Genomic DNA, 18,341 nt, shown 5'->3' with positions numbered 1-18,341 from the left:
GCTTACCATTCGGTAAGCGATTCCCGAAAACGCAGCGCCAGGGCCTTCATGTTCTGCCGCCAAGATTCCACTTCGGCATGTGTCAGTACGGGCGCTTCCTCGCCCACGCTGACCGCCTCGATCAACGGCATGGCTGGGTCGGTCTTCGCCTTGACGGGCGCCCGAGGTGGCTCGAAGAGTGCCATATGGGCCTGCAGCAATCGCGCAAGCCAGGTCTCGGAATGCTCGGCCAACTCGATCAACTCAGCCAGTTCCGGACTCGGCGATGAGTTCTGCGAACGCGAAAGCAGTAATTCTGCGCGCGGCGCGTTCGCACCCAGTAGGCGATAGTAGCCGGCAATCTCGTGGCATAGCCCCAGCAGCGCGCCGTACAGATGGAACAGACTGGCTTCGCGCTCGGCTTGGATCAGTCCCGGGGCATTCAGCGCGCCTTTTTCCTCGGCCCGTCGCCAGTTCTCAAGCGCCAGCCCGGCAAAATAGATTTTCTGATTGGTTCGGGTGTACAGCTCGTGAGCCATGGCGGTCGTTCCCATTAGATCAGCGGGTAGCCGGAAAGCAAAAGTATGGTGGCAGGTGCAGGAATCGCCAGCTGAACATCGAGACTGCCGGCTGCTTTCCTTCCAGCCCACAGCCTCAAGCGCCCTTATCGGCTTTTAACCTATTTGGTGCTTTTGTCTTCCACCTTCCACTTGCCGCCATCGAAGAACGCCTTCCAGCCCGTCGGTTTACCGTTGACCTCCGTCTGCACGTACTGCTCCTTGGTCTTGCGGCTGAAGCGGATAACGGCTGGGCGGCCTTCCGGATCTTTCTTTGGCGCATCGAGCAGGAAGTAGTACTTCGGATCGATCTCATCCTTGTGCGGAATGAGCTCCTGCACCAGCGGCGCACGTGTCTCGCGGTTTTTTGGGAACTGACTGGCTGCCAGGAACAGGCCCGATGCACCGTCGCGCAGCACGTAAGTATCGTCGACCTTCTCGCACTTGAGTTCCGGCATCTTCACCGCATCCATTTTCGGCGGTGCCGCCTCGCCGCTTCTGAGCAACTTGCGTGTGTTCTTGCACTCGGCATTGGTGCAACCAAAAAACTTGCCGAAGCGGCCCGTCTTGAGCTGCATCTCGCTGCCGCACTTGTCGCACTCGAGACTCGGGCCTTCGTAGCCCTTGATGCGGTACTGGCCTTGCTCGATCTCGTAACCGGTGCAGTCGGGATTGTTGCCGCAAATGTGCAGTTTGCGGGTTTCGTCCAGCAGATAGGCATCCATCGCCGTGCTGCAGATCGGGCAGCGATGCTTGCCAAGCAACACACGTGACTCGGACTCGCCCTCATCGTCGGCAGCAATCTCGTCGCCCGGTATCAGGTTGACCGTCGACTTGCAGCGTTCTTTCGGCGGTAGGCTGTAACCGGAGCAGCCAAGGAACACGCCGGTGGAAGCCGTACGAATCATCATCGGCCGGCCACACACCTTGCATGGAATATCGGTCAGGGTCGGTTGGTTGGCACGCATGCCGGTATCGCTGGATTCGGCGATTTCCAGTTTCTTGCGAAAATCACCATAGAACTCGTCGAGCACGTGCTTCCACTCGCGCTCGCCCTGAGCGACATCGTCGAGATTCTCTTCCATCCCGGCGGTGAAGCCATAGTCCATCAGGTTGTTGAAGCTTTCCGAGAGGCGCTCGGTAACGATGTCGCCCATCTTTTCCGAATAGAACCGGCGGTTATGCAGGGAAACATAGCCACGGTCCTGGATCGTCGAGATGATCGCCGCGTAGGTGGACGGACGACCGATACCGCGCTTTTCCATCTCCTTGACCAGGCTTGCTTCGGAGTAACGTGCCGGCGGCTTGGTGAAATGCTGGCTTGGGTCGAGCTTGATCAGCTTCATCCCGTCGCCCTTGTTCATATCCGGCAATACGTCGTCTTCACCGCTCTTGCTCTGCTGCGGCATGACCTTGGTGTAACCGTCGAACTTGAGAATGCGACCCTTGGCACGCAGCTCGTAATTACCTGCCGTCACGGTCACACTGGTGGACAGGTACTGCGCCGGCGGCATCTGGCAGGCCACGAACTGGCGCCAGATCAGATCGTAAAGACGCTCTGCGTCGCGCTCCATGCCGGAAAGCTGCGTCGGGCGCAGGTTGACGTCCGAAGGGCGAATCGCCTCGTGCGCTTCCTGCGCGCCTTCCTTGCTGGAGTAGAAGTTAGGCTTCTCCGGCAGGTACTTATTGCCGAACTCATCTTCGATGAAGCCGCGAACCATGGCCAGCGCATCGGCCGATAGGTTGGTCGAGTCGGTACGCATGTAAGTGATGTAGCCCGCTTCGTAAAGCCGCTGCGCCATCATCATGGTCTTCTTCACGCCGAAACCGAGCCGGTTGCTCGCCGCCTGCTGCAGGGTCGAGGTGATGAACGGTGCAGAAGGCTTGCTGCTGGTTGGCTTGTCTTCACGCTTGGTGACGCTGTAGCTCGAATCCTTGAGCTGCTCGAGCGCAGCCATGGCATGGGCTTCGTTGAGTGGCTTGAAGGCTTCGCCGTTCTCGCGGGAAACCTCGAATCGCACCTTGGCATCGCCAGCCGTGGCGAGATCGGCGTGCACTTCCCAATACTCTTCCGGGACGAACGCACGAATTTCACGCTCGCGCTCGACCACCAGTTTCACGGCAACCGACTGTACCCGACCGGCCGAAAGGCCGCGGGCGATCTTTGACCACAGCAATGGCGAGACCATATAGCCCACCACGCGATCGAGAAAGCGCCGCGCCTGTTGGGCGTTGACCCGATTGATATCGAGATCGCCCGGCTTGGAGAACGCTTCCTGAATCGCTTTCTTGGTGATCTCGTTGAACACAACGCGCTTGTAGCGGCTGTCTTCGCCGCCGATCGATTCGCGCAGGTGCCAGGCGATCGCCTCCCCCTCTCTATCCAAGTCGGTCGCGAGATAGATGGTGTCGGCTTCCTTGGCCAGTCGACGCAGCTCGTCGATCACTTTTTCCTTGCCCGGCAGGATTTCATACTTGGCTTTCCAGCCATGTTCCGGATCGACGCCCATACGGGTGAACAACTGGCGCTTGGCCTTTTCCTTGGGCGAGAGCGCAGGTGCCTCGGCAGCCGCAGCCTTGCCACGCTTGGCCGGCTCGCGAGTACCAGAACCGCTGGTAGGAAGGTCGCGGATGTGGCCGATACTCGACTTCACCACGTACTGGTTGCCCAAATACTTGTTGATTGTCTTGGCCTTGGCCGGTGATTCCACGATGACCAGCGATTTACCCATGGAGAGGAGAGTTCCTGAATCGAGAGGTGAACTGAGAAATTTGATCGGCAGCGCGTAACGTCGTATGCGATGCGCAGGCTGCCAGAAAGAAGCGAAGCAGCACGTTCCAGAGCTGCACAGAGCACTCGTATGCTCCGGAAAATCCTTCGTACCCACGGTCAAAATCCGTTGGCAGCATCACTGCCTGATGATTTTGTACCGTCCGAAACAGAATGGAGTCGCTTTCACTCTGTCCGAAAAGCACCGCTATATATAGTGGCGGTAGAGCTGAGGTCAAGCGCAAGGGTTAAGCCAGCTTGCCCAAACAGCGCTTAAAAACGGCTGGGTTCGGCTTCAATCAGAGCGAAACGGGGAAGCGTTTCGCCGTCGACCTCTACCGTTTCGGTGAACATTGAAAGCGGGCGTACCCAAAGGCCGAAATCCCCGTATAGCGCCTGATAGAACACCACGGATTCTTCTGTCTCGGAATGTCTGGCGACCGCATATACCCGATACTCGGGTCCCTTATAGTGACGATAACGACCGGGCATAACCTGCATGACACTGCCTCTGGAAAAACAACTACCTATAAAAATGAAAACCGGGGCACGAGGCCCCGGCTTCCTTGTCCCGAACAGCTTAGACGCGTTCGAACACCGTGGTGATACCTTGACCCAGGCCGATGCACATCGTGGATACGCCAAGGGTACCGCCGTTCTGCTTCATCACGTTCAGCAGCGTGCCGGAGATACGTGCGCCTGAGCAACCGAACGGATGGCCCAGCGCGATGGCACCGCCGTGCAGGTTGACCTTCTGCTCCATCTTGTCGAGCAATTTAAGATCCTTCAACACAGGCAGCGCCTGAGCCGCGAACGCCTCGTTGAGCTCGACGAAATCGATGTCGTCCATCGTCAGACCGGCACGCTTGAGCGCCTTCTGGGTGGCCGGCACCGGGCCGTAACCCATGATCGCCGGATCGACACCGGCCAGCGCCATGGAGCGGATCACGGCCATCGGCTGGATCCCCAGATCCTGTGCCCGCTGTGCCGACATCACGATCATGCAGGACGCACCATCGGTGATCTGCGAGGACGTACCCGCCGTTACAGTGCCGCCCTTGGGATTGAAGGCAGGCTTCAGAGCCGCGAGGCTTTCCAGCGTGGTTTCCGGACGAATGGTCTCGTCATAGTCGAAAATCTTGAGGAAACCGTTCTCGTCATAGCCCTGCATCGGGATGATTTCATCCTTGAACAGGCCCTCGACGGTCGCCTTGTGCGCCAGGCGGTGAGAACGCTCACCGAACGCGTCCTGCTGCTCGCGGGTGATGCCGTGCATCTTGCCCAGCATTTCAGCGGTCAGGCCCATCATGCCGGACGCTTTGGCGGCGTACAGCGACAGCTGCGGGTTCGGGTCGACTCCGTGCATCATGCCGACGTGGCCCATGTGCTCAACACCACCGACAACGAACACATCACCGTTACCGGTCATGATCGCCTGAGCGGCAGTATGCAGCGCGCTCATCGACGAACCGCACAGGCGGCTGACGGTCTGCGCGGCGCTGGTGTGCGGAATGCGGGTCATCAGCGACGCCATGCGGGCGATGTTCCAGCCCTGTTCCAGGGTCTGGTTGACGCAGCCCCAGATCACATCTTCCACTTCCGCCGGATCGATTTTCGGATTGCGCGCCAGCACTCCATCGATCAGGTGCGCGGACATGCTCTCAGCGCGGGTGTTGCGGTGCATGCCGCCCTTGGAACGACCCATCGGGGTACGGCCGAAGTCGACAATGACGACGTCTCTCGGATTAAGGCTCATATCTCTCTATTCCTCGATTAACCGTAGAAGCGCTGGCCGTTGGCAGCCATTTCACGCAGCTTGGCAGTCGGCTGATACAGCGGGCCCAGGTCGGCGTATTTGTCGGCCAATGTCACGAACTCGGCAACACCGATCGAATCGATATAGCGCAGTGCACCGCCGCGGAAGGGTGGGAAGCCGATGCCGTAGATCAAGCCCATGTCGGCTTCGGCGGCAGTTTCGACGATCTTGTCTTCCAGGCAACGGACCGTTTCCAGACACAGCGGGATCATCATGAAATTGATGATGTCCTCGTCGGTGACTTCACGCTGCTCGTAGACGATCGGTGCCAGCACTTCCTGGACGCTCGGGTCGACCACTTTGGCCGGCTTGCCGCGCTTGTCCATTTCATAGCTGTAGAAGCCCTTGCCGTTCTTCTGGCCCAGGCGATTAGCGTCGTACAAGGCATCAACCGCAGTGCGGCGATCATCCTTCATGCGATCCGGGAAACCCTCGGCCATGACGTCACGGCCATGGTGGCCAGTGTCCATGCCTACAACATCCATTAGGTAAGCCGGGCCCATCGGCCAGCCGAACTTTTCCATCACCTTGTCGATGCGAACGAAATCCACGCCTGCGCTGACCAGACGGGCGAAGCCACCGAAATACGGGAACAGCACGCGGTTGACCAGGAAGCCCGGGCAATCGTTGACCACGACCGGACTCTTGCCCATTTTCTTGGCGTAGGCAACGGTGGTGGCGATCGCGGTTTCGCTGGTCTTCTCACCACGAATGACTTCCACCAGCGGCATCATGTGTACCGGGTTGAAGAAGTGCATGCCGCAGAAGTTTTCCGGACGCTTGAGCGCCTGAGCCAGCAGGCTGATGGAGATGGTCGAGGTGTTCGAGGCGATGATCGCGTCTTCACGCACCAGGCCTTCCACTTCAGCCAGCACCGACTGCTTGATCTTCGGGTTCTCGACCACGGCCTCGACGACGATGTCGACGTTGCCGAAATCACCATAGGAGGTGGTCGGGCGAATCGCATTGAGGGCTTCGGCCATCTTCGCCGGGGTCAGACGTCCTTTCTCGACGCGCTTGCCGAGCAGCTTGGAGGCCTCGTTCAAGCCCATCTGGATGCCTTCTTCGCGGATGTCCTTCATCAGGATCGGCGTGCCTTTGACAGCCGACTGATAGGCGATACCGCCACCCATGATGCCAGCACCAAGCACAGCAGCCAGCTTCACTTCGCGCGCCTGCTTGTCGTAGTTCTTGGCTTTCTTCTTCAGCTCCTGATCGCTGAGGAACAGGCCGACCAGGCTCTGTGCGACCGAGGTCTTGGCCAGTTTGACGAAGCCGGCGGCCTCGACTTCGATGGCCTTGTCACGGCCGAAGTTGGCGGCTTTCTGAATGGTCTTGATCGCTTCGACCGGGGCCGGATAGTTCGGGCCAGCCTGACCGGCGACGAAACCCTTGGAGGTCTCGAAGGCCATCATCTGCTCGATGGCATTGAGCTTGAGCTTGTCCAGCTTGGGCTGACGCTTGGCCTTGTAGTCCAGCTCACCGGAGATGGCGCGCTTGACCAGATCCAGAGCAGCGGCTTGCAGCTGATCAGGGGCAACGACCGCATCGACGGCGCGAACTTTCAACGCATCTTCAGCGCGATTTTCTTTACCGGAAGCAATCCACTCGACCGCGTTGTCGACACCGATCAGACGCGGCAGGCGTACGGTACCGCCGAAGCCTGGGTAGATGCCCAGCTTGACTTCAGGCAAACCAACCTTGGCTGCGGTGGACATGACGCGATAGTCAGCAGCCATGCACATTTCGAAACCGCCACCCAGGGCGATACCGTTAATGGCAGCGACAGTCGGAACGCCAAGGTCTTCGAAATCGCTGAAAATCTTGTTCGCTTCGAGGTTGCCGGCTACCAGTTCTTCGTCCGGCATCTTGAAGTTGTCAACGAACTCGGTGATGTCGGCGCCAACGATGAAAACATCCTTGCCGCTGGTAACGATCACGCCTTTTACCGAAGCGTCGGCCTTGATGGCATCAACGGCTTGGCGCAGGTCATTGAGAGTGAGGCGATTGAACTTGTTGACGGACTCACCCTTGAGGTCGAAATTCAATTCGACGATGCCACTCTCAAGAGCCTTAACCGTGATGGCTTTACCTTCGTAAATCATCAACTGATCTCCAGGTATGGAAGCTGAACGTTACGTGTCGCACGTCTTCGGTCCGAAGACCGTCACCGATACTGGTGTAGCGACACCCGGTGAAACGACACCCACCGACACGATAAGCCGGGCTGACGGCGTTTGCGTGGCAAACGCTCGATTCATACGCCCGTTTGATTTGGGTGAGCACACCTTCATGGAAAAGCGATCCGTTGTCAATCGGCCAACATACCGTTCGAGTGCGCCCGCCCAGGAATCAGACCAGTAAGACTAGCCAAGACCCCGGCTCGTGCGGCGCGTGATGTATCGTTTTGGCCCATCGATGCCCATTCACGCAGATGATCTGAGCGGTGACGCCAGTGAACCCGTGACGGTCAGCACCGTCACAAACTGACGATGCGCCTTGTACACTGGCCGCCCGCAATCCTCACGCAGCTGTAAGCCGCCGCGCTCCAGGAGTTCTGAATGTCCGCCCCCATTGCCCGAGTCGATAACGGCCAAGACCCATACAAGTGGCTGGAAAATCGCGACGCGCCCGACGTGCTCGATTACCTGAAGGCTGAAAACGCCTATCTGGAAAGTCAGCTCGTTGATCAGGCCGAGTTACGCGAGGCGCTGTTTCAGGAGATCAAAGGTCGCATTCGTGAAACCGACCTTTCGCTACCCTCGCCGTGGGGGGCCTGGCTCTATTATCAGCGCACTACCGCAGGTGATGAATATCCACGCCATTACCGCTGCCCACGACCGATGGACGGCTCGTTCAGCGTGGACGAGAACGCCGAACAATTGTTGCTCGACCCCAACGAACTGGCGGCAGGCGGCTTTCTCTCGCTCGGCGCATTCAGCGTCAGCCAGGATCACAGCAAGCTGGCTTACAGCCTCGACACCCAGGGCGACGAGATCTACCGGTTATTCGTAAAGGATCTCGCCACGGGTGAAGTCACCGCCCTGCCCTTCGATGATTGCGACGGCAGCATGACCTGGGCCAACGACCATCAAACCTTGTTTTTTGGCGAACTCGACGACACCCACCGCCCGCACAAAATCTACCGTCATCGCCTTGGCGAAACGGACTGCACAGAGGTGTATCACGATCCCGACGGCCGCTACTTCGTCCACTGCTATCGGGCCAGCTCCGAGCGTCAGCTAATAATTCTGTCCAACAGCAAAACCACCAGCGAAGCCTGGGTGCTTTCGGCCGATGAGCCCGACGGCCGCTGGGTTTGCCTGGCACCGCGCCAGGAAGATCACGAGTATTACCCCGATCACGGGCTGCTCGACGGCCAGTGGAGCTGGCTCGTTCGCAGCAACCAGACCGGAATCAACTTCGCGCTATATCAAGCGCCTGAGAGCACACCGCAGCGCGAGCATTGGAAAGAACTGATCGCTCACCGGGAAATGGTGATGCTCGAAGACGTCAGCCTGAATGCCAGCGCCATCACGCTCAGCCTGCGCGAGTCCGGCCTGCCGATAGTCGAAGTGCGACCGCAGGGCGGCGCACCTTATCGCGTGCATTTACCGGATGCGGCTTACAGCCTGCACGTGCACAACACCCTTGAGTTCGACAGCGCCGTCATCCGCCTGCGCTATGAGGCGCTCAATCGCCCCGCGCAGATTCGGCAGTTGAATCTGGCCGATGGCGAACAGAAGGTACTCAAGGAAACCCCTGTCGAAGGCCCCTTCGATGCCGACGCCTACGAAAGCCGTCGAATCTGGGTAACCGCAGCAGACGGAACCCAGATGCCGATCAGCCTGGTCGGCCGTCGCGAAACCTTCGGCAAACCCGCCCCGCTTTATCTCTATGGCTACGGCGCCTATGGCCACAGCCTGGATCCCTGGTTTTCCCACGCACGGCTATCGCTGCTCGACCGTGGCTTCGTCTTCGCCATCGGCCATGTACGCGGCGGCGGCGATCTAGGCGAGGCCTGGTATCGCGCCGGCAAGCTGGAGCACAAACCGAATACCTTCAGCGACTTCATTGCCTGCGCGGAAAAGCTGGTCACCGATGGCTACACATCACCGCAACAGCTGGCTATCAGCGGCGGCAGTGCTGGCGGCCTGCTGATCGGTGCCGTGCTCAATCTGCGCCCGGACCTGTTCGGCGCGGCAATCGCCGAAGTGCCTTTTGTCGATGTGCTGAACACCATGCTCAACGCCGACCTGCCGCTGACCGTTACCGAGTATGACGAGTGGGGTGACCCGAACCTCCCGGATGTGCATGCGCGCATCAAGGCTTACGCGCCGTACGAAAATATCCGCACCCAGGATTATCCAGCGCTGCTCGCCGTCGCCGGTTACAACGATAGCCGGGTGCAGTACTGGGAAGCGGCGAAATGGGTAGCCAAACTGCGCGCTAGCAAGACCGACGACAACCTTCTTCTGCTCAAGACGGAATTCGGCGCCGGTCACGGGGGCATGAGTGGGCGCTATCAGGCACTCAAGGATGTCGCGCTGGAATATGCGTTCGTGCTTAAGGTATTCGGAATGGCGGCGCGCTAAGGGTGACGGGGTGGGCCTGCGTGGCGCACCCCGCAGTTATATGGCGGTGCAGATTGCCGACTTGCGGTGGGAACGGGCTCTAGGCGCCGGGGTCATTTATTCACACCACTGTTTCGGAGTGATTACCCATGAACAGGACATCGTCACATCAGGCTTCGCAAAACGTGCACGGTTGGGAACGCGCAGCATCGATCGCTGGCGGGCTGTATTTCCTTGGCAAAGGGCTCGGACGTGGCGGCCTGGGCGGTCTGCTTCAACTCGCCATGGGCGGCATGGCGCTCGCGCGAGGAGTATCTGGCCACTGCGAAGCCAAACGGGTCCTCTGCGAGGTGAACGAGCAGGCAAAAATGGCCGAAGGCAATTCCCGTAGTATGCCGCTGGAGCGCAGCGAAACAGACGAGGCACGCCTGAAGGCAAATGCTCAGGCAGCCACCGGAACCGCAACAGTGACTGGTAACGATTCGCTCACCAACCCACCGACCGGCGTCTGACCGCTAGCCGGCGCGCTTCAGTGGGAAGCGCGCCCCACGGTGATAACTTCTTGCCGCCCGCTCAAAGGTAAAAGCTCCGCCCCAGAGTCGGGCCCCTCAGGAATCAAAACGGCCAAATTCGAAACCGAGCCGCTTTTTGTAAAGCGGCAGCATAATTCAGTTGAGGGGCACGACGATCAAGCCGGCACGCTCGCCGATAGCGACACTGGCCATCGGAAACAGAATTCGCGCGCTCAGCTCTTCGACCACCCAGCGCACTTCATCGCCATCCTCGGCCAGCAAGGTACCGGGCGATACGGGCGTGAAGTTGTCGATACCAGCCGGCAGACGCAGCACGAACTGTTCGCTGCGCTTGATAATTTCCCTGGCCAACCGGAACTTCATCAACGGTCGTACCGGTCTTTTCTGTGACGGCTCAGTCGCCTCGATCCAGCATTGTGCAGCTTGTAGAAACTCACCGAGGCAATCAGGCCAGACGCCGCCTGGCGCTTCTGCCACTTCCAGGGTAAAGGCCTCAGCGCCGTGGCGTATCGCCGTATGAGCACTGAAGGTCGAGGACGGCTTTTCCTGTAGCAGCACTGCATCAACCGCTGCATGCTGAAGGCGTTGTAGGCTTTCCTCAGAAACTTCGCGCCCAGCCACCCATGGGCACACGGCGAACTGCGGCAACTTCGATGCGCGCATGGCCGAATGTAGATCGTAGTGCCAGCGTCGGCGATCCGGATCATGGAAGAAACCCGCCACCAGCGCTTCCAACTGCGAAGCGCGCCGCGCCTCTTCGCTCGAATCATCCTCGTGTGCACCGCAGAAGAGCCGATTCAGATCCCGGCCAATCAGACGCACGCCCTGACGCATCGCTGGCACATTGCAGAACAGCAGAAGCAAGCGCACACGAGGACAGATCTCGCCGCTCCCGATCGCCTGCACCAGGCGGTCAAGCAGTTCAATCGGGATGATTTCACAACCGTGTACACCAGCAGACAACACCAGATCCAAACCAGCATCCCGGCCGGCAGCCGGCGTTACCTCAAGCGCACCTTCGCCCAGCCATCGCAGCTTGGCTCCGTCAGTCGTCCATTGGACCTTCTCAAGGGGCTCGCGCCCGGCCAGAGTCAGCTCCAGTAACCCACCGAGCGAGAGCATGTCGACGCGATCAGTGATCGTGGTTGCAGTCCGGACCATGAACGTGATCATCGTCGGCGGACTCGACCGGTTCCATCTCGAGCTCGAGGCTGACCAAGTTAGTCGCGAGCGGACGCAGCAGCAGATTGGCATATTCGGTGTCGCCATCTTCGACGTCGACGCCAATCATTAGCTGATTATTGCCGACCTGCTGAATCCAGACTTCACGGCCCTGCCACATGACGGCGAAGCGGGTGCAGGAGGTCTCCAGCTGGGTGCCGTCTACGTCTTCCAAGATCAGTTGCAGGCTATCGCTCATGGTCAATGTTCTCGATGAAGTGAAGAAGACAGGACGGAAAAACCGCCCTGCCGGAATCATAGGCCTAGGTTAGGCTTGGGTAAGTTTCGCTGCGGCGCGCTCAAAACGAGCAAGACCTTCTGCGATGTCGGCCTCTTCGATGATCAGGCTGGGGGCCAGGCGGATCACATCGGGGCCGGCTTGCAAGATCATCAAAGCCTCCTTCTCGGCGGCATCGAAGATGTCCCTTGCGCGGCCTTTCCATGCATCGTTGAGTACACACCCGATCAGCATTCCCATGCCACGCACCTGACTGAACAGCCCGTAACGCTGGCCGATTTCAAGCAGCCCGCTCTTGAAGCGCTCGTGCCGGTCCTTAACGCCGTTCAGCACCTCGGGAGTGTTGACAATATCGACCACCGCCTCTGCCACCGCACACGCCAGCGGATTACCGCCGTAAGTGGTGCCGTGGGTACCGACGCTGAAATGCGCGGCGATCTCATTGGTGGTCAGCATCAGGCCGATCGGGAAACCGCCGCCAAGGCTCTTTGCGTTGGTCAGAATATCCGGCGTGACACCGTAATTCATGTAGGCGAATAGCTCACCGGTACGACCCATACCAGTCTGTACCTCATCAAGAATCAGCAGCGCGTTGTGCTTGTCGCAGAGTTTGCGAGCGCCTTCCAGATAGGCCTGGTCAGCAGGCAGAACGCCGCTTTCGCCCTGAATTGGCTCCAGCACCACCGCGCAGGTTTTATCCGAGATCGCGGTGGCGAGCGCGTCCAGGTCGTTGTACGGCACATGGCTGATGCCCTGAATCTTCGGCCCGAAGCCGTCAGAGTATTTCGGCTGACCACCAACGGTCACGGTAAACAGAGTGCGGCCGTGGAAGCTGTTCACCGCCGAGATGATTTCGAATTTTTCCGGCCCATGTTTATCGTGGGCATAGCGACGAGCCAGCTTGAACGCCGCCTCGTTGGCCTCGGCGCCGGAGTTGCAGAAAAATGCCCGGTCGGCAAAGGTCGCCGCCACCAACTTCTTCGCCAGGCGCAGCGCCGGCTCGTTGGTGAAGATATTGGAGATATGCCAGAGGTTGCCCGCCTGCTCTGTCAGCGCAGCTACCAGCGCTGGGTGTGCATGGCCGAGCACATTCACGGCGATGCCGCCGGTAAAGTCGATCAGCTCTCGCCCGCTCTGATCCCAAACTCGCGAACCCTGGCCGCGCACCGGAATGAAAGCGGCTGGAGCGAAAGTGGGAACAATGACCTGGTCGAAATCAGCGCGTTCTACCGGGGTGTGCGGGGCGGACATCAGGACTCTCCTGCGATGCGGCGAATAAGAATGAAAAACGCCCCGCCATGGCGGGGCGTTGCAAGCGCAGTTTAAACGCAGGTCCGCCAGGAATGGGCGGTCCGTCGAAAATTCTCTTCAGGATACGATCGAGTGCTGCTGATCCAGCACGATGGCTTGATCAAGCGTTTCCAGCAGCGCCTTGCGGGCCTTGAGCTTGGTGTTCTTATGGGCCGTCATGTTGATCTTCTTCAATTGGGCCGCGGTCGCTTTGGCGACGTCCAACAGCTCACCAGCCGGGACGATCCTATCGAGGAAGCCGGCTTCGAGCGCCGCCTGCGGATTGAATATCTCGCCATTGATTACCGAACGCTGAAACGCCGGCTTGGTCAGCCGATCCCGCGCTACCTCAATGCCCGAATGGTGCATCGTCATGCCAATCTGGACTTCGTTGAGGCCGATATTGAAAGCGCCTTCGACGCCGATACGGTAGTCGGCCGAAAGCAGTAGAAACGCACCCTTGGCGATGGCGTGACCCGGGCAGGCGACAATGATCGGGAAGGGATGAGCGAGCATCCGTCGCGTGAAGGTCGAGCCGGTCGTCACCAGCGCAATGGCGTTTTCTGGGCCAGACGTCATCACCTTCAGATCGTAGCCTCCAGACAATATTCCCGGTTGCCCGGTGAGAATCACTACGGCGCGGTCCTGCTCGGCGCGATCGAACGCTGCATTGAGTGCGTCGAATACCGCTGGGGACAGCGCATTGACCTTGCCGTTGTTCAGGGCCAGGGTGGCGATGCCGTCTTCGAGTTCGTAGGAAACCAGATCACTCATGACGAATATTCCTTGTTAGAAGTCGGCAGACGTTACTCAGCACAACCCTCCAGGTAAAGCGCCGTGACTGACTGGCAAGTCATGATTTAAAGATTCATATCCCTAAAAAGCCGCACACATAGGGGCTGGCTCAGCTTTCGGCCGTCTCCGGCTCAAGCTCCAGTATTGCCAGTAGTTCGGGATGCAAGATGGTCTGTAACTGCGGATCGGCGATGAACAGGCCGTAGGATCCATCGGAGATACCGCTGCGAATCCGGTAAGGCGTTCCGTCAGCGTCGACGGTTAGCTGTGAAAGATCCAGATAACGCGGCTCGCAAGGCTTCTTCTCGGCGTCCCGCATGACTACCACCTTGGGGCGTAAATGCAGCTGCTGATGCTTCTCCAGCACCAGCGCCACCTCACCAGTGTGCAGCTCGACGAGCGTACCGACCGGGAACACGCCTAGCCAGCGAATGAATTCCTGAACCAGCGTTTCGTCGAACTGCTTGCCAGCACCGCTACGCAGGACGTCATACGCCGCCTGGATCGGTCGCGCGTCGTCGTAAGTGCGATGACTGGTGATCGCGTCGAACGCATCGACAATGGTGATGATCCGCGTAGTGAAAGGGATCTGATACTGATCCAGGCCTAGCGGATAACCTTTGCCATCCAGTCGCTCATGGTGTCCATACGCCGCCTGGGCAGCAGCAGCGGGAATGTCTTCCTGGCTGCGTAGCGCCTGATATCCAAAAGTCGGGTGCAGCTTGATATGTTCGAATTCTTCCTGGGTGAGCTTGCCCGGCTTGTTGAGGATGGTGGGATCGATCTTCATCTTGCCCACGTCATGCAGCAACCCGGCGATTCCCAACAGCTCGATTTTTTCATCAGGCAGCCCGAGGTGGGTACCAAAGCCCATCGCCAGAATGGAGACGGACAGGCAGTGCAGACTCGTATAGACATCCTGCGACTTCAGCCGAGTCAACCAGAGCATGGCGCTCTCATTGCGCAACATGCTTTCCAAGTTGCGTGTAACCAGTGTCTGACAGGCCTTGGTATCGATCGCTCGACCTTGCTGGACATCCAGCAGCACCTGATCCAGCACTAGCGCGCTACTGCGATAGGCTTCGCGGGCTTCATGGACTTCAAGCGATAGCGGAATACGGTTCATCGTGCGATTGACGCGTATTGGCGTTGCCGAAGGCACGATCATCTGCCCCTGATCGAGCAGAACCCGGCGAGTGTCGTCGACAAAAACGTAGTCACAACGCTCACGCACCGCCTGGATATGTTCGATTTTAAGCAGGGGAAACCCCTGGAACAGAAAATCCGTCTGACGCCACGGCCGATCCAACTCGCAGATATACATGCCAAGTTCGAGATGACTGACGTGAAGGCGGCGCTTCGTAGCGACCTCTATTACATCCGGCCGCTTGCGCTTGTTCTTGAATAACTTCATCAAAGCCTGTCCTGGCTCTTCATATTCACTACGCTCGATCCCAGTGACGTGCGATCCGTTTGCCAATTGCAGCTGAGAACCCTAGAGAAACGATAGGTTCATTACGATCACCACTTTGCCAGTATTCCAACGGTGCGTTAAGCACATGAAAAAACTAAAAAACTTTTTGCCATCTAAGAGCTCTTCGGCTACATTAGCGCGCCTCGACGGATATCAACTCCGTTGAGATCCGGTGAGGTGTCCGAGCGGTTGAAGGAGCACGCCTGGAAAGTGTGTATACGAGAAATCGTATCGTGGGTTCGAATCCCACCCTCACCGCCAAATCAAACGTAAAGCCCCGATTATCGGGGCTTTTTCGTTGCTGCTGCCCGGAGCCCCGTCCGGAAGCGCCGAGCACTACGAGCCCCCACTCAGCCCTTTGACCGGGCAATCATACAATCAAGCATAGCCCTTTATAGGGCCCGTGCAGCAAATGCCTGTCCGCCGGCTAGTCAGTTGCCGGCCGCGCCGCTAGCAGCCGATCCTCCTGAACCCGCTGCGCCGGTACCAGCGCCCCCGACTCCGTTACCGCCGGATGTTCCGATTTCACCCGTAGCTGCGCCGCCGTCAGGCCTGGCGTTTCCATTGGCACCACCATTACGACTGGGATCAATCGGCGTGCCGGTAGTTGTTGGCCTGCCAGGCTCGACTGTAGAACTTCCCGGACCAGTGGTCGTGATCGGACCGTCGTCATCGCCCGGTTGCGTGATGCCCGGATTACTGGCGCTGCCAGCCGGGGCCTGTCCAGGCCGCGTTGCGCGGGTGCCAACCGAATTATTCGGACGGGCCGAGCCTGCTGCGCCCGGCTCAATGGTCGACCCAGAGGATATGCCAGGCTCGCGGACGGCATTGATCTCGCGTCCAATCTGCTGGCGATTCTGCTCCATGTCTGCGCCTATCTGGTCACGCTCCTGTTGCAGGGTCATGTTCTCTTCTTCGGCATCCGCCACGCCTGAAACAGCCAGAGCAAGCAGCAATGCCGGAAAGCCAAGCCTGTTCATATGTGCCTCCAGTAAAGAACGTTCACATCAATAGACAACAGAAACCGCGTAGCTGCACGCGTTTGAACAAGCATGCCACTCAGCCATTGTCGGATGCGTATACCAGCGCGCGTGCCTGCACTGGTCTGTAAATTGCTTGAGATTTGTTTAAAAGGAAGACTCCAAATTCGGGGAAACAGCGATCATGAGGCCAGTACGTCTGGAAGGCGGACCAGACCAGTGCCGCGTTGATCAATCTCGTGCAGCGCATCCCAAATCATCGGGTACGCAATTCTTTCGGCAAGGGGTGACGGGATAATCCGGCCAACCGGGACTTCGCGCCAGAACACAGTGAAGGCCGCTAATCATGTTCAAACACAAGAAATTCAGGCAGGCGACACTGATCCTGTTCGCCACGGCGGTCATTCTGATTCTGCCGAATCTGACCCGTCTGATCAGCTGACCGCCCGAAACAAGGCGGCCAAGAGGGAACGTATGTTCCGATTGCTTCTGCTCTTGATGATATCGACCACCACGGCAATCGCTGGCGATATCGACAACTCAGCCGCGCTGGCGGCACTGCAGCGTCCCGACAGCATATTGATCGATGTTAGAACAGCGAAGGAGCACTCCGAGGGTGCCCTGCCCGGCTCAACGCGTATCGAGACCCAAGACCTTGCCGAGCGCATCGCCGATGTCGCACCCGACAAACACGCTCCGGTCATTCTCTACTGTCGCACCGGCCGCCGTTCCTCCGCTGCGCAGGATTTACTTCAACAGCTGGGATACAGCCAAGTCATCAATGCCGGCGGTTATGACGATCTGAAGCAGGCCGTTCCGCCGCGCTGACTGCGCGGCAATACTCGTTCCAGCCTCATAGTTTCGCCTCTCCTCCTCGGTCAACGCGGGAACTAATGCGTGGCAGCGGCTACTGAAAAAGTAGCCATTGCTTCAGCGCCTGGTCGCGCCAACCCTCGGAGGACTCGAACTGATGAATTGGGACGTGATGTTGAACGAAACGCTGTGGATCAACATCGCCATAATCGTTGGCGTTACTCTTGTCAGCTATCTGGTGCTGCAAACCATTTTGCGGGTCATCACCAATCGCTTGCGAAAGATGGCTAAAGGCTCGCCGAGTGGCTTCCCGGCTATTGCCGCGGAGATGCTCAGCCGCACTAGCCATCTGCTGCTGATTGCCCTCTCGCTGCTGATCAGCCTGAAAATCGTCCAGTTGCCCGATCGCTGGGAATCAGCAATGTCGCACGGCTGGTTCATAGCGCTGGCGTTCCAGATCGCGCTTTGGATGGATACAGCCGTTCGCCTATGGATGGAAAGCCTAACCCGTGACGGCAAGGCGCGAAACCCTGTCACCACCACCATCATCGGCATCATGATCCGCATCGTTATCTGGACCATGATGCTCCTTTCGATCCTGGCCAATCTGGGCGTCGACATCACCGCTATGGTCGCGAGCCTCGGCGTTGGCGGTATTGCGATCGCACTGGCGGTGCAGACGCTGCTCAGCGACATCTTCGCCTCCCTGTCCATCGGCGTGGACAAACCCTTCGAGATCGGCGACTTCGTCGTATTTGGCGATGTTGCCGGGAATATCGAGCACATCGGCTTGAAAACCACGCGTATCCGGGCGCTCAGCGGCGAGCAGATCGTCTGCGCCAACGCCGACCTGCTCAAGCAGATCCTGCATAACTACAAGCGCATGAACACACGACGGATCGTGTTCAAGTTCGGAATCACCTACAGCACGCCGTCGGAAAAGGTGCGAGAAGTTTCCGCGCTGGTGAAGCGGATCATCGATGGCGTTGAAAATGCCAAGTTCGACCGGGCGCACTTCTTGGCATTCGATGACAGTCAGCTCACCTTCGAAATCGTCTACATCATGCAGACAGCGGATTACAACCAGTACATGGACACCCAGCAGGAGATCAATCTGCAGCTCATGGACGGTATCCGGGAAATGGAGGTGCAGTTCGCCTTTCCGACTCGAAGCGTCGAATTTATCGGCGGGAGCTTTCCGGAACTCACCGTGGCCGGTATGCCGAAGGACAAACCCGCCGCCAATCAAGAGCCTCGCGCCGCGCTGCCTAACGGCTGACCGAGTTCGCGGTGCTCGGGCG

Annotated in this window: 15 protein-coding genes and 1 tRNA gene; 5 read left to right on the top strand and 11 right to left on the bottom strand. The window is 58.7% G+C overall.

Features of this window, described 5'->3' with window-relative positions:
• Positions 1-2: 2 nt before the first annotated feature.
• From D7241_RS04210 to fadB, 5 genes are all read right to left on the bottom strand, one after another.
• Positions 3-518, bottom strand: coding sequence for a DUF6586 family protein (locus D7241_RS04210; protein ID WP_408100428.1), 516 nt, complete (start codon positions 516-518; stop codon positions 3-5).
• Between the two features lie 140 nt (positions 519-658).
• Positions 659-3,268: a type I DNA topoisomerase gene (gene topA, locus D7241_RS04205; protein ID WP_408100427.1), complete on the bottom strand. Its 2,610-nt coding sequence runs from the start codon at positions 3,266-3,268 to the stop codon at positions 659-661.
• A gap of 311 nt (positions 3,269-3,579) precedes the next feature.
• Positions 3,580-3,807 carry a DUF1653 domain-containing protein gene (locus D7241_RS04200; RefSeq protein ID WP_408100426.1) on the bottom strand — a complete coding sequence of 76 codons (228 nt, stop codon included), beginning with the start codon at positions 3,805-3,807 and terminating at the stop codon, positions 3,580-3,582.
• A 79-nt stretch (positions 3,808-3,886) separates the two neighbouring features.
• Complete coding sequence (gene fadA, locus D7241_RS04195; RefSeq protein WP_408100425.1) at positions 3,887-5,062, bottom strand: acetyl-CoA C-acyltransferase FadA; 1,176 nt, start codon at positions 5,060-5,062, stop codon at positions 3,887-3,889.
• Between the two features lie 17 nt (positions 5,063-5,079).
• Positions 5,080-7,227, bottom strand: coding sequence for a fatty acid oxidation complex subunit alpha FadB (gene fadB, locus D7241_RS04190; RefSeq protein ID WP_408100424.1), 2,148 nt, complete (start codon positions 7,225-7,227; stop codon positions 5,080-5,082).
• A 456-nt stretch (positions 7,228-7,683) separates the two neighbouring features.
• On the opposite strand from fadB, the gene D7241_RS04185 reads away from it, so the two are divergent.
• Complete coding sequence (locus D7241_RS04185; protein ID WP_408100423.1) at positions 7,684-9,717, top strand: S9 family peptidase; 2,034 nt, start codon at positions 7,684-7,686, stop codon at positions 9,715-9,717.
• Positions 9,718-9,845: 128 nt separating this feature from the next.
• Positions 9,846-10,208, top strand: coding sequence for a YgaP-like transmembrane domain (locus tag D7241_RS04180; protein WP_408100422.1), 363 nt, complete (start codon positions 9,846-9,848; stop codon positions 10,206-10,208).
• Between the two features lie 156 nt (positions 10,209-10,364).
• Here D7241_RS04180 and D7241_RS04175 read toward each other — a convergent pair whose 3' ends face one another.
• The 5 genes from D7241_RS04175 to D7241_RS04155 form a co-directional block, all read right to left on the bottom strand.
• Positions 10,365-11,351 (bottom strand): succinylglutamate desuccinylase, encoded by a 987-nt coding sequence (locus D7241_RS04175; protein ID WP_408101186.1) that lies wholly within the window; start codon positions 11,349-11,351, stop codon positions 10,365-10,367.
• Between the two features lie 10 nt (positions 11,352-11,361).
• On the bottom strand, positions 11,362-11,649 hold the full coding sequence (locus D7241_RS04170; protein WP_019340650.1) for a topoisomerase II: 288 nt from the start codon (positions 11,647-11,649) through the stop codon (positions 11,362-11,364).
• Positions 11,650-11,718: 69 nt separating this feature from the next.
• Positions 11,719-12,939: an aspartate aminotransferase family protein gene (locus D7241_RS04165; RefSeq protein WP_408100421.1), complete on the bottom strand. Its 1,221-nt coding sequence runs from the start codon at positions 12,937-12,939 to the stop codon at positions 11,719-11,721.
• A 117-nt stretch (positions 12,940-13,056) separates the two neighbouring features.
• Entirely contained in the window at positions 13,057-13,752 is a 696-nt protein-coding gene (locus D7241_RS04160; RefSeq protein ID WP_408100420.1) for a crotonase/enoyl-CoA hydratase family protein, read from the bottom strand.
• 130 nt (positions 13,753-13,882) lie between these two features.
• A complete protein-coding gene (locus D7241_RS04155; RefSeq protein ID WP_408100419.1) occupies positions 13,883-15,187 on the bottom strand; it encodes an HD-GYP domain-containing protein in 1,305 nt (434 codons plus the stop codon).
• Between the two features lie 231 nt (positions 15,188-15,418).
• Here D7241_RS04155 and D7241_RS04150 point away from each other — a divergent pair.
• Positions 15,419-15,508, top strand: a tRNA-Ser gene (locus D7241_RS04150).
• 170 nt (positions 15,509-15,678) lie between these two features.
• Here D7241_RS04150 and D7241_RS04145 read toward each other — a convergent pair.
• Positions 15,679-16,227, bottom strand: a complete 549-nt coding sequence (locus D7241_RS04145) for a hypothetical protein (RefSeq protein ID WP_408100418.1) — start codon at positions 16,225-16,227, stop codon at positions 15,679-15,681.
• Positions 16,228-16,701: 474 nt separating this feature from the next.
• Here D7241_RS04145 and D7241_RS04140 point away from each other — a divergent pair, with 474 nt between their 5' ends.
• Positions 16,702-17,055, top strand: a complete 354-nt coding sequence (locus D7241_RS04140; RefSeq protein ID WP_408100417.1) for a rhodanese-like domain-containing protein — start codon at positions 16,702-16,704, stop codon at positions 17,053-17,055.
• Positions 17,056-17,197: 142 nt separating this feature from the next.
• Complete coding sequence (locus D7241_RS04135) at positions 17,198-18,319, top strand: mechanosensitive ion channel family protein (protein ID WP_408100416.1); 1,122 nt, start codon at positions 17,198-17,200, stop codon at positions 18,317-18,319.
• The last annotated feature ends 22 nt before the right edge of the window (positions 18,320-18,341 follow it).

Origin of the sequence: Stutzerimonas sp. VN223-3 (assembly GCF_045999685.1) — a bacterium.
GTDB lineage: Bacteria > Pseudomonadota > Gammaproteobacteria > Pseudomonadales > Pseudomonadaceae > Stutzerimonas > Stutzerimonas stutzeri_AR.
This window is presented reverse-complemented; position numbering and strand designations above follow the sequence as displayed.

Coding starts and splice junctions, on each gene's coding strand:
- D7241_RS04155 (WP_408100419.1), bottom strand. CDS start 15,187: ATGAAGTTATTCAAGAACAAGCGCAAGCGGCCGGATGTAATAGAGGTC.
- D7241_RS04160 (WP_408100420.1), bottom strand. CDS start 13,752: ATGAGTGATCTGGTTTCCTACGAACTCGAAGACGGCATCGCCACCCTG.
- D7241_RS04165 (WP_408100421.1), bottom strand. CDS start 12,939: ATGTCCGCCCCGCACACCCCGGTAGAACGCGCTGATTTCGACCAGGTC.
- D7241_RS04145 (WP_408100418.1), bottom strand. CDS start 16,227: ATGAACAGGCTTGGCTTTCCGGCATTGCTGCTTGCTCTGGCTGTTTCA.
- D7241_RS04185 (WP_408100423.1), top strand. CDS start 7,684: ATGTCCGCCCCCATTGCCCGAGTCGATAACGGCCAAGACCCATACAAG.
- D7241_RS04180 (WP_408100422.1), top strand. CDS start 9,846: ATGAACAGGACATCGTCACATCAGGCTTCGCAAAACGTGCACGGTTGG.
- D7241_RS04175 (WP_408101186.1), bottom strand. CDS start 11,351: ATGCTCTCGCTCGGTGGGTTACTGGAGCTGACTCTGGCCGGGCGCGAG.
- D7241_RS04210 (WP_408100428.1), bottom strand. CDS start 518: ATGGCTCACGAGCTGTACACCCGAACCAATCAGAAAATCTATTTTGCC.
- D7241_RS04200 (WP_408100426.1), bottom strand. CDS start 3,807: ATGCAGGTTATGCCCGGTCGTTATCGTCACTATAAGGGACCCGAGTAT.
- D7241_RS04140 (WP_408100417.1), top strand. CDS start 16,702: ATGTTCCGATTGCTTCTGCTCTTGATGATATCGACCACCACGGCAATC.
- D7241_RS04170 (WP_019340650.1), bottom strand. CDS start 11,649: ATGAGCGATAGCCTGCAACTGATCTTGGAAGACGTAGACGGCACCCAG.
- D7241_RS04135 (WP_408100416.1), top strand. CDS start 17,198: ATGAATTGGGACGTGATGTTGAACGAAACGCTGTGGATCAACATCGCC.
- fadB (WP_408100424.1), bottom strand. CDS start 7,227: ATGATTTACGAAGGTAAAGCCATCACGGTTAAGGCTCTTGAGAGTGGC.
- fadA (WP_408100425.1), bottom strand. CDS start 5,062: ATGAGCCTTAATCCGAGAGACGTCGTCATTGTCGACTTCGGCCGTACC.
- topA (WP_408100427.1), bottom strand. CDS start 3,268: ATGGGTAAATCGCTGGTCATCGTGGAATCACCGGCCAAGGCCAAGACA.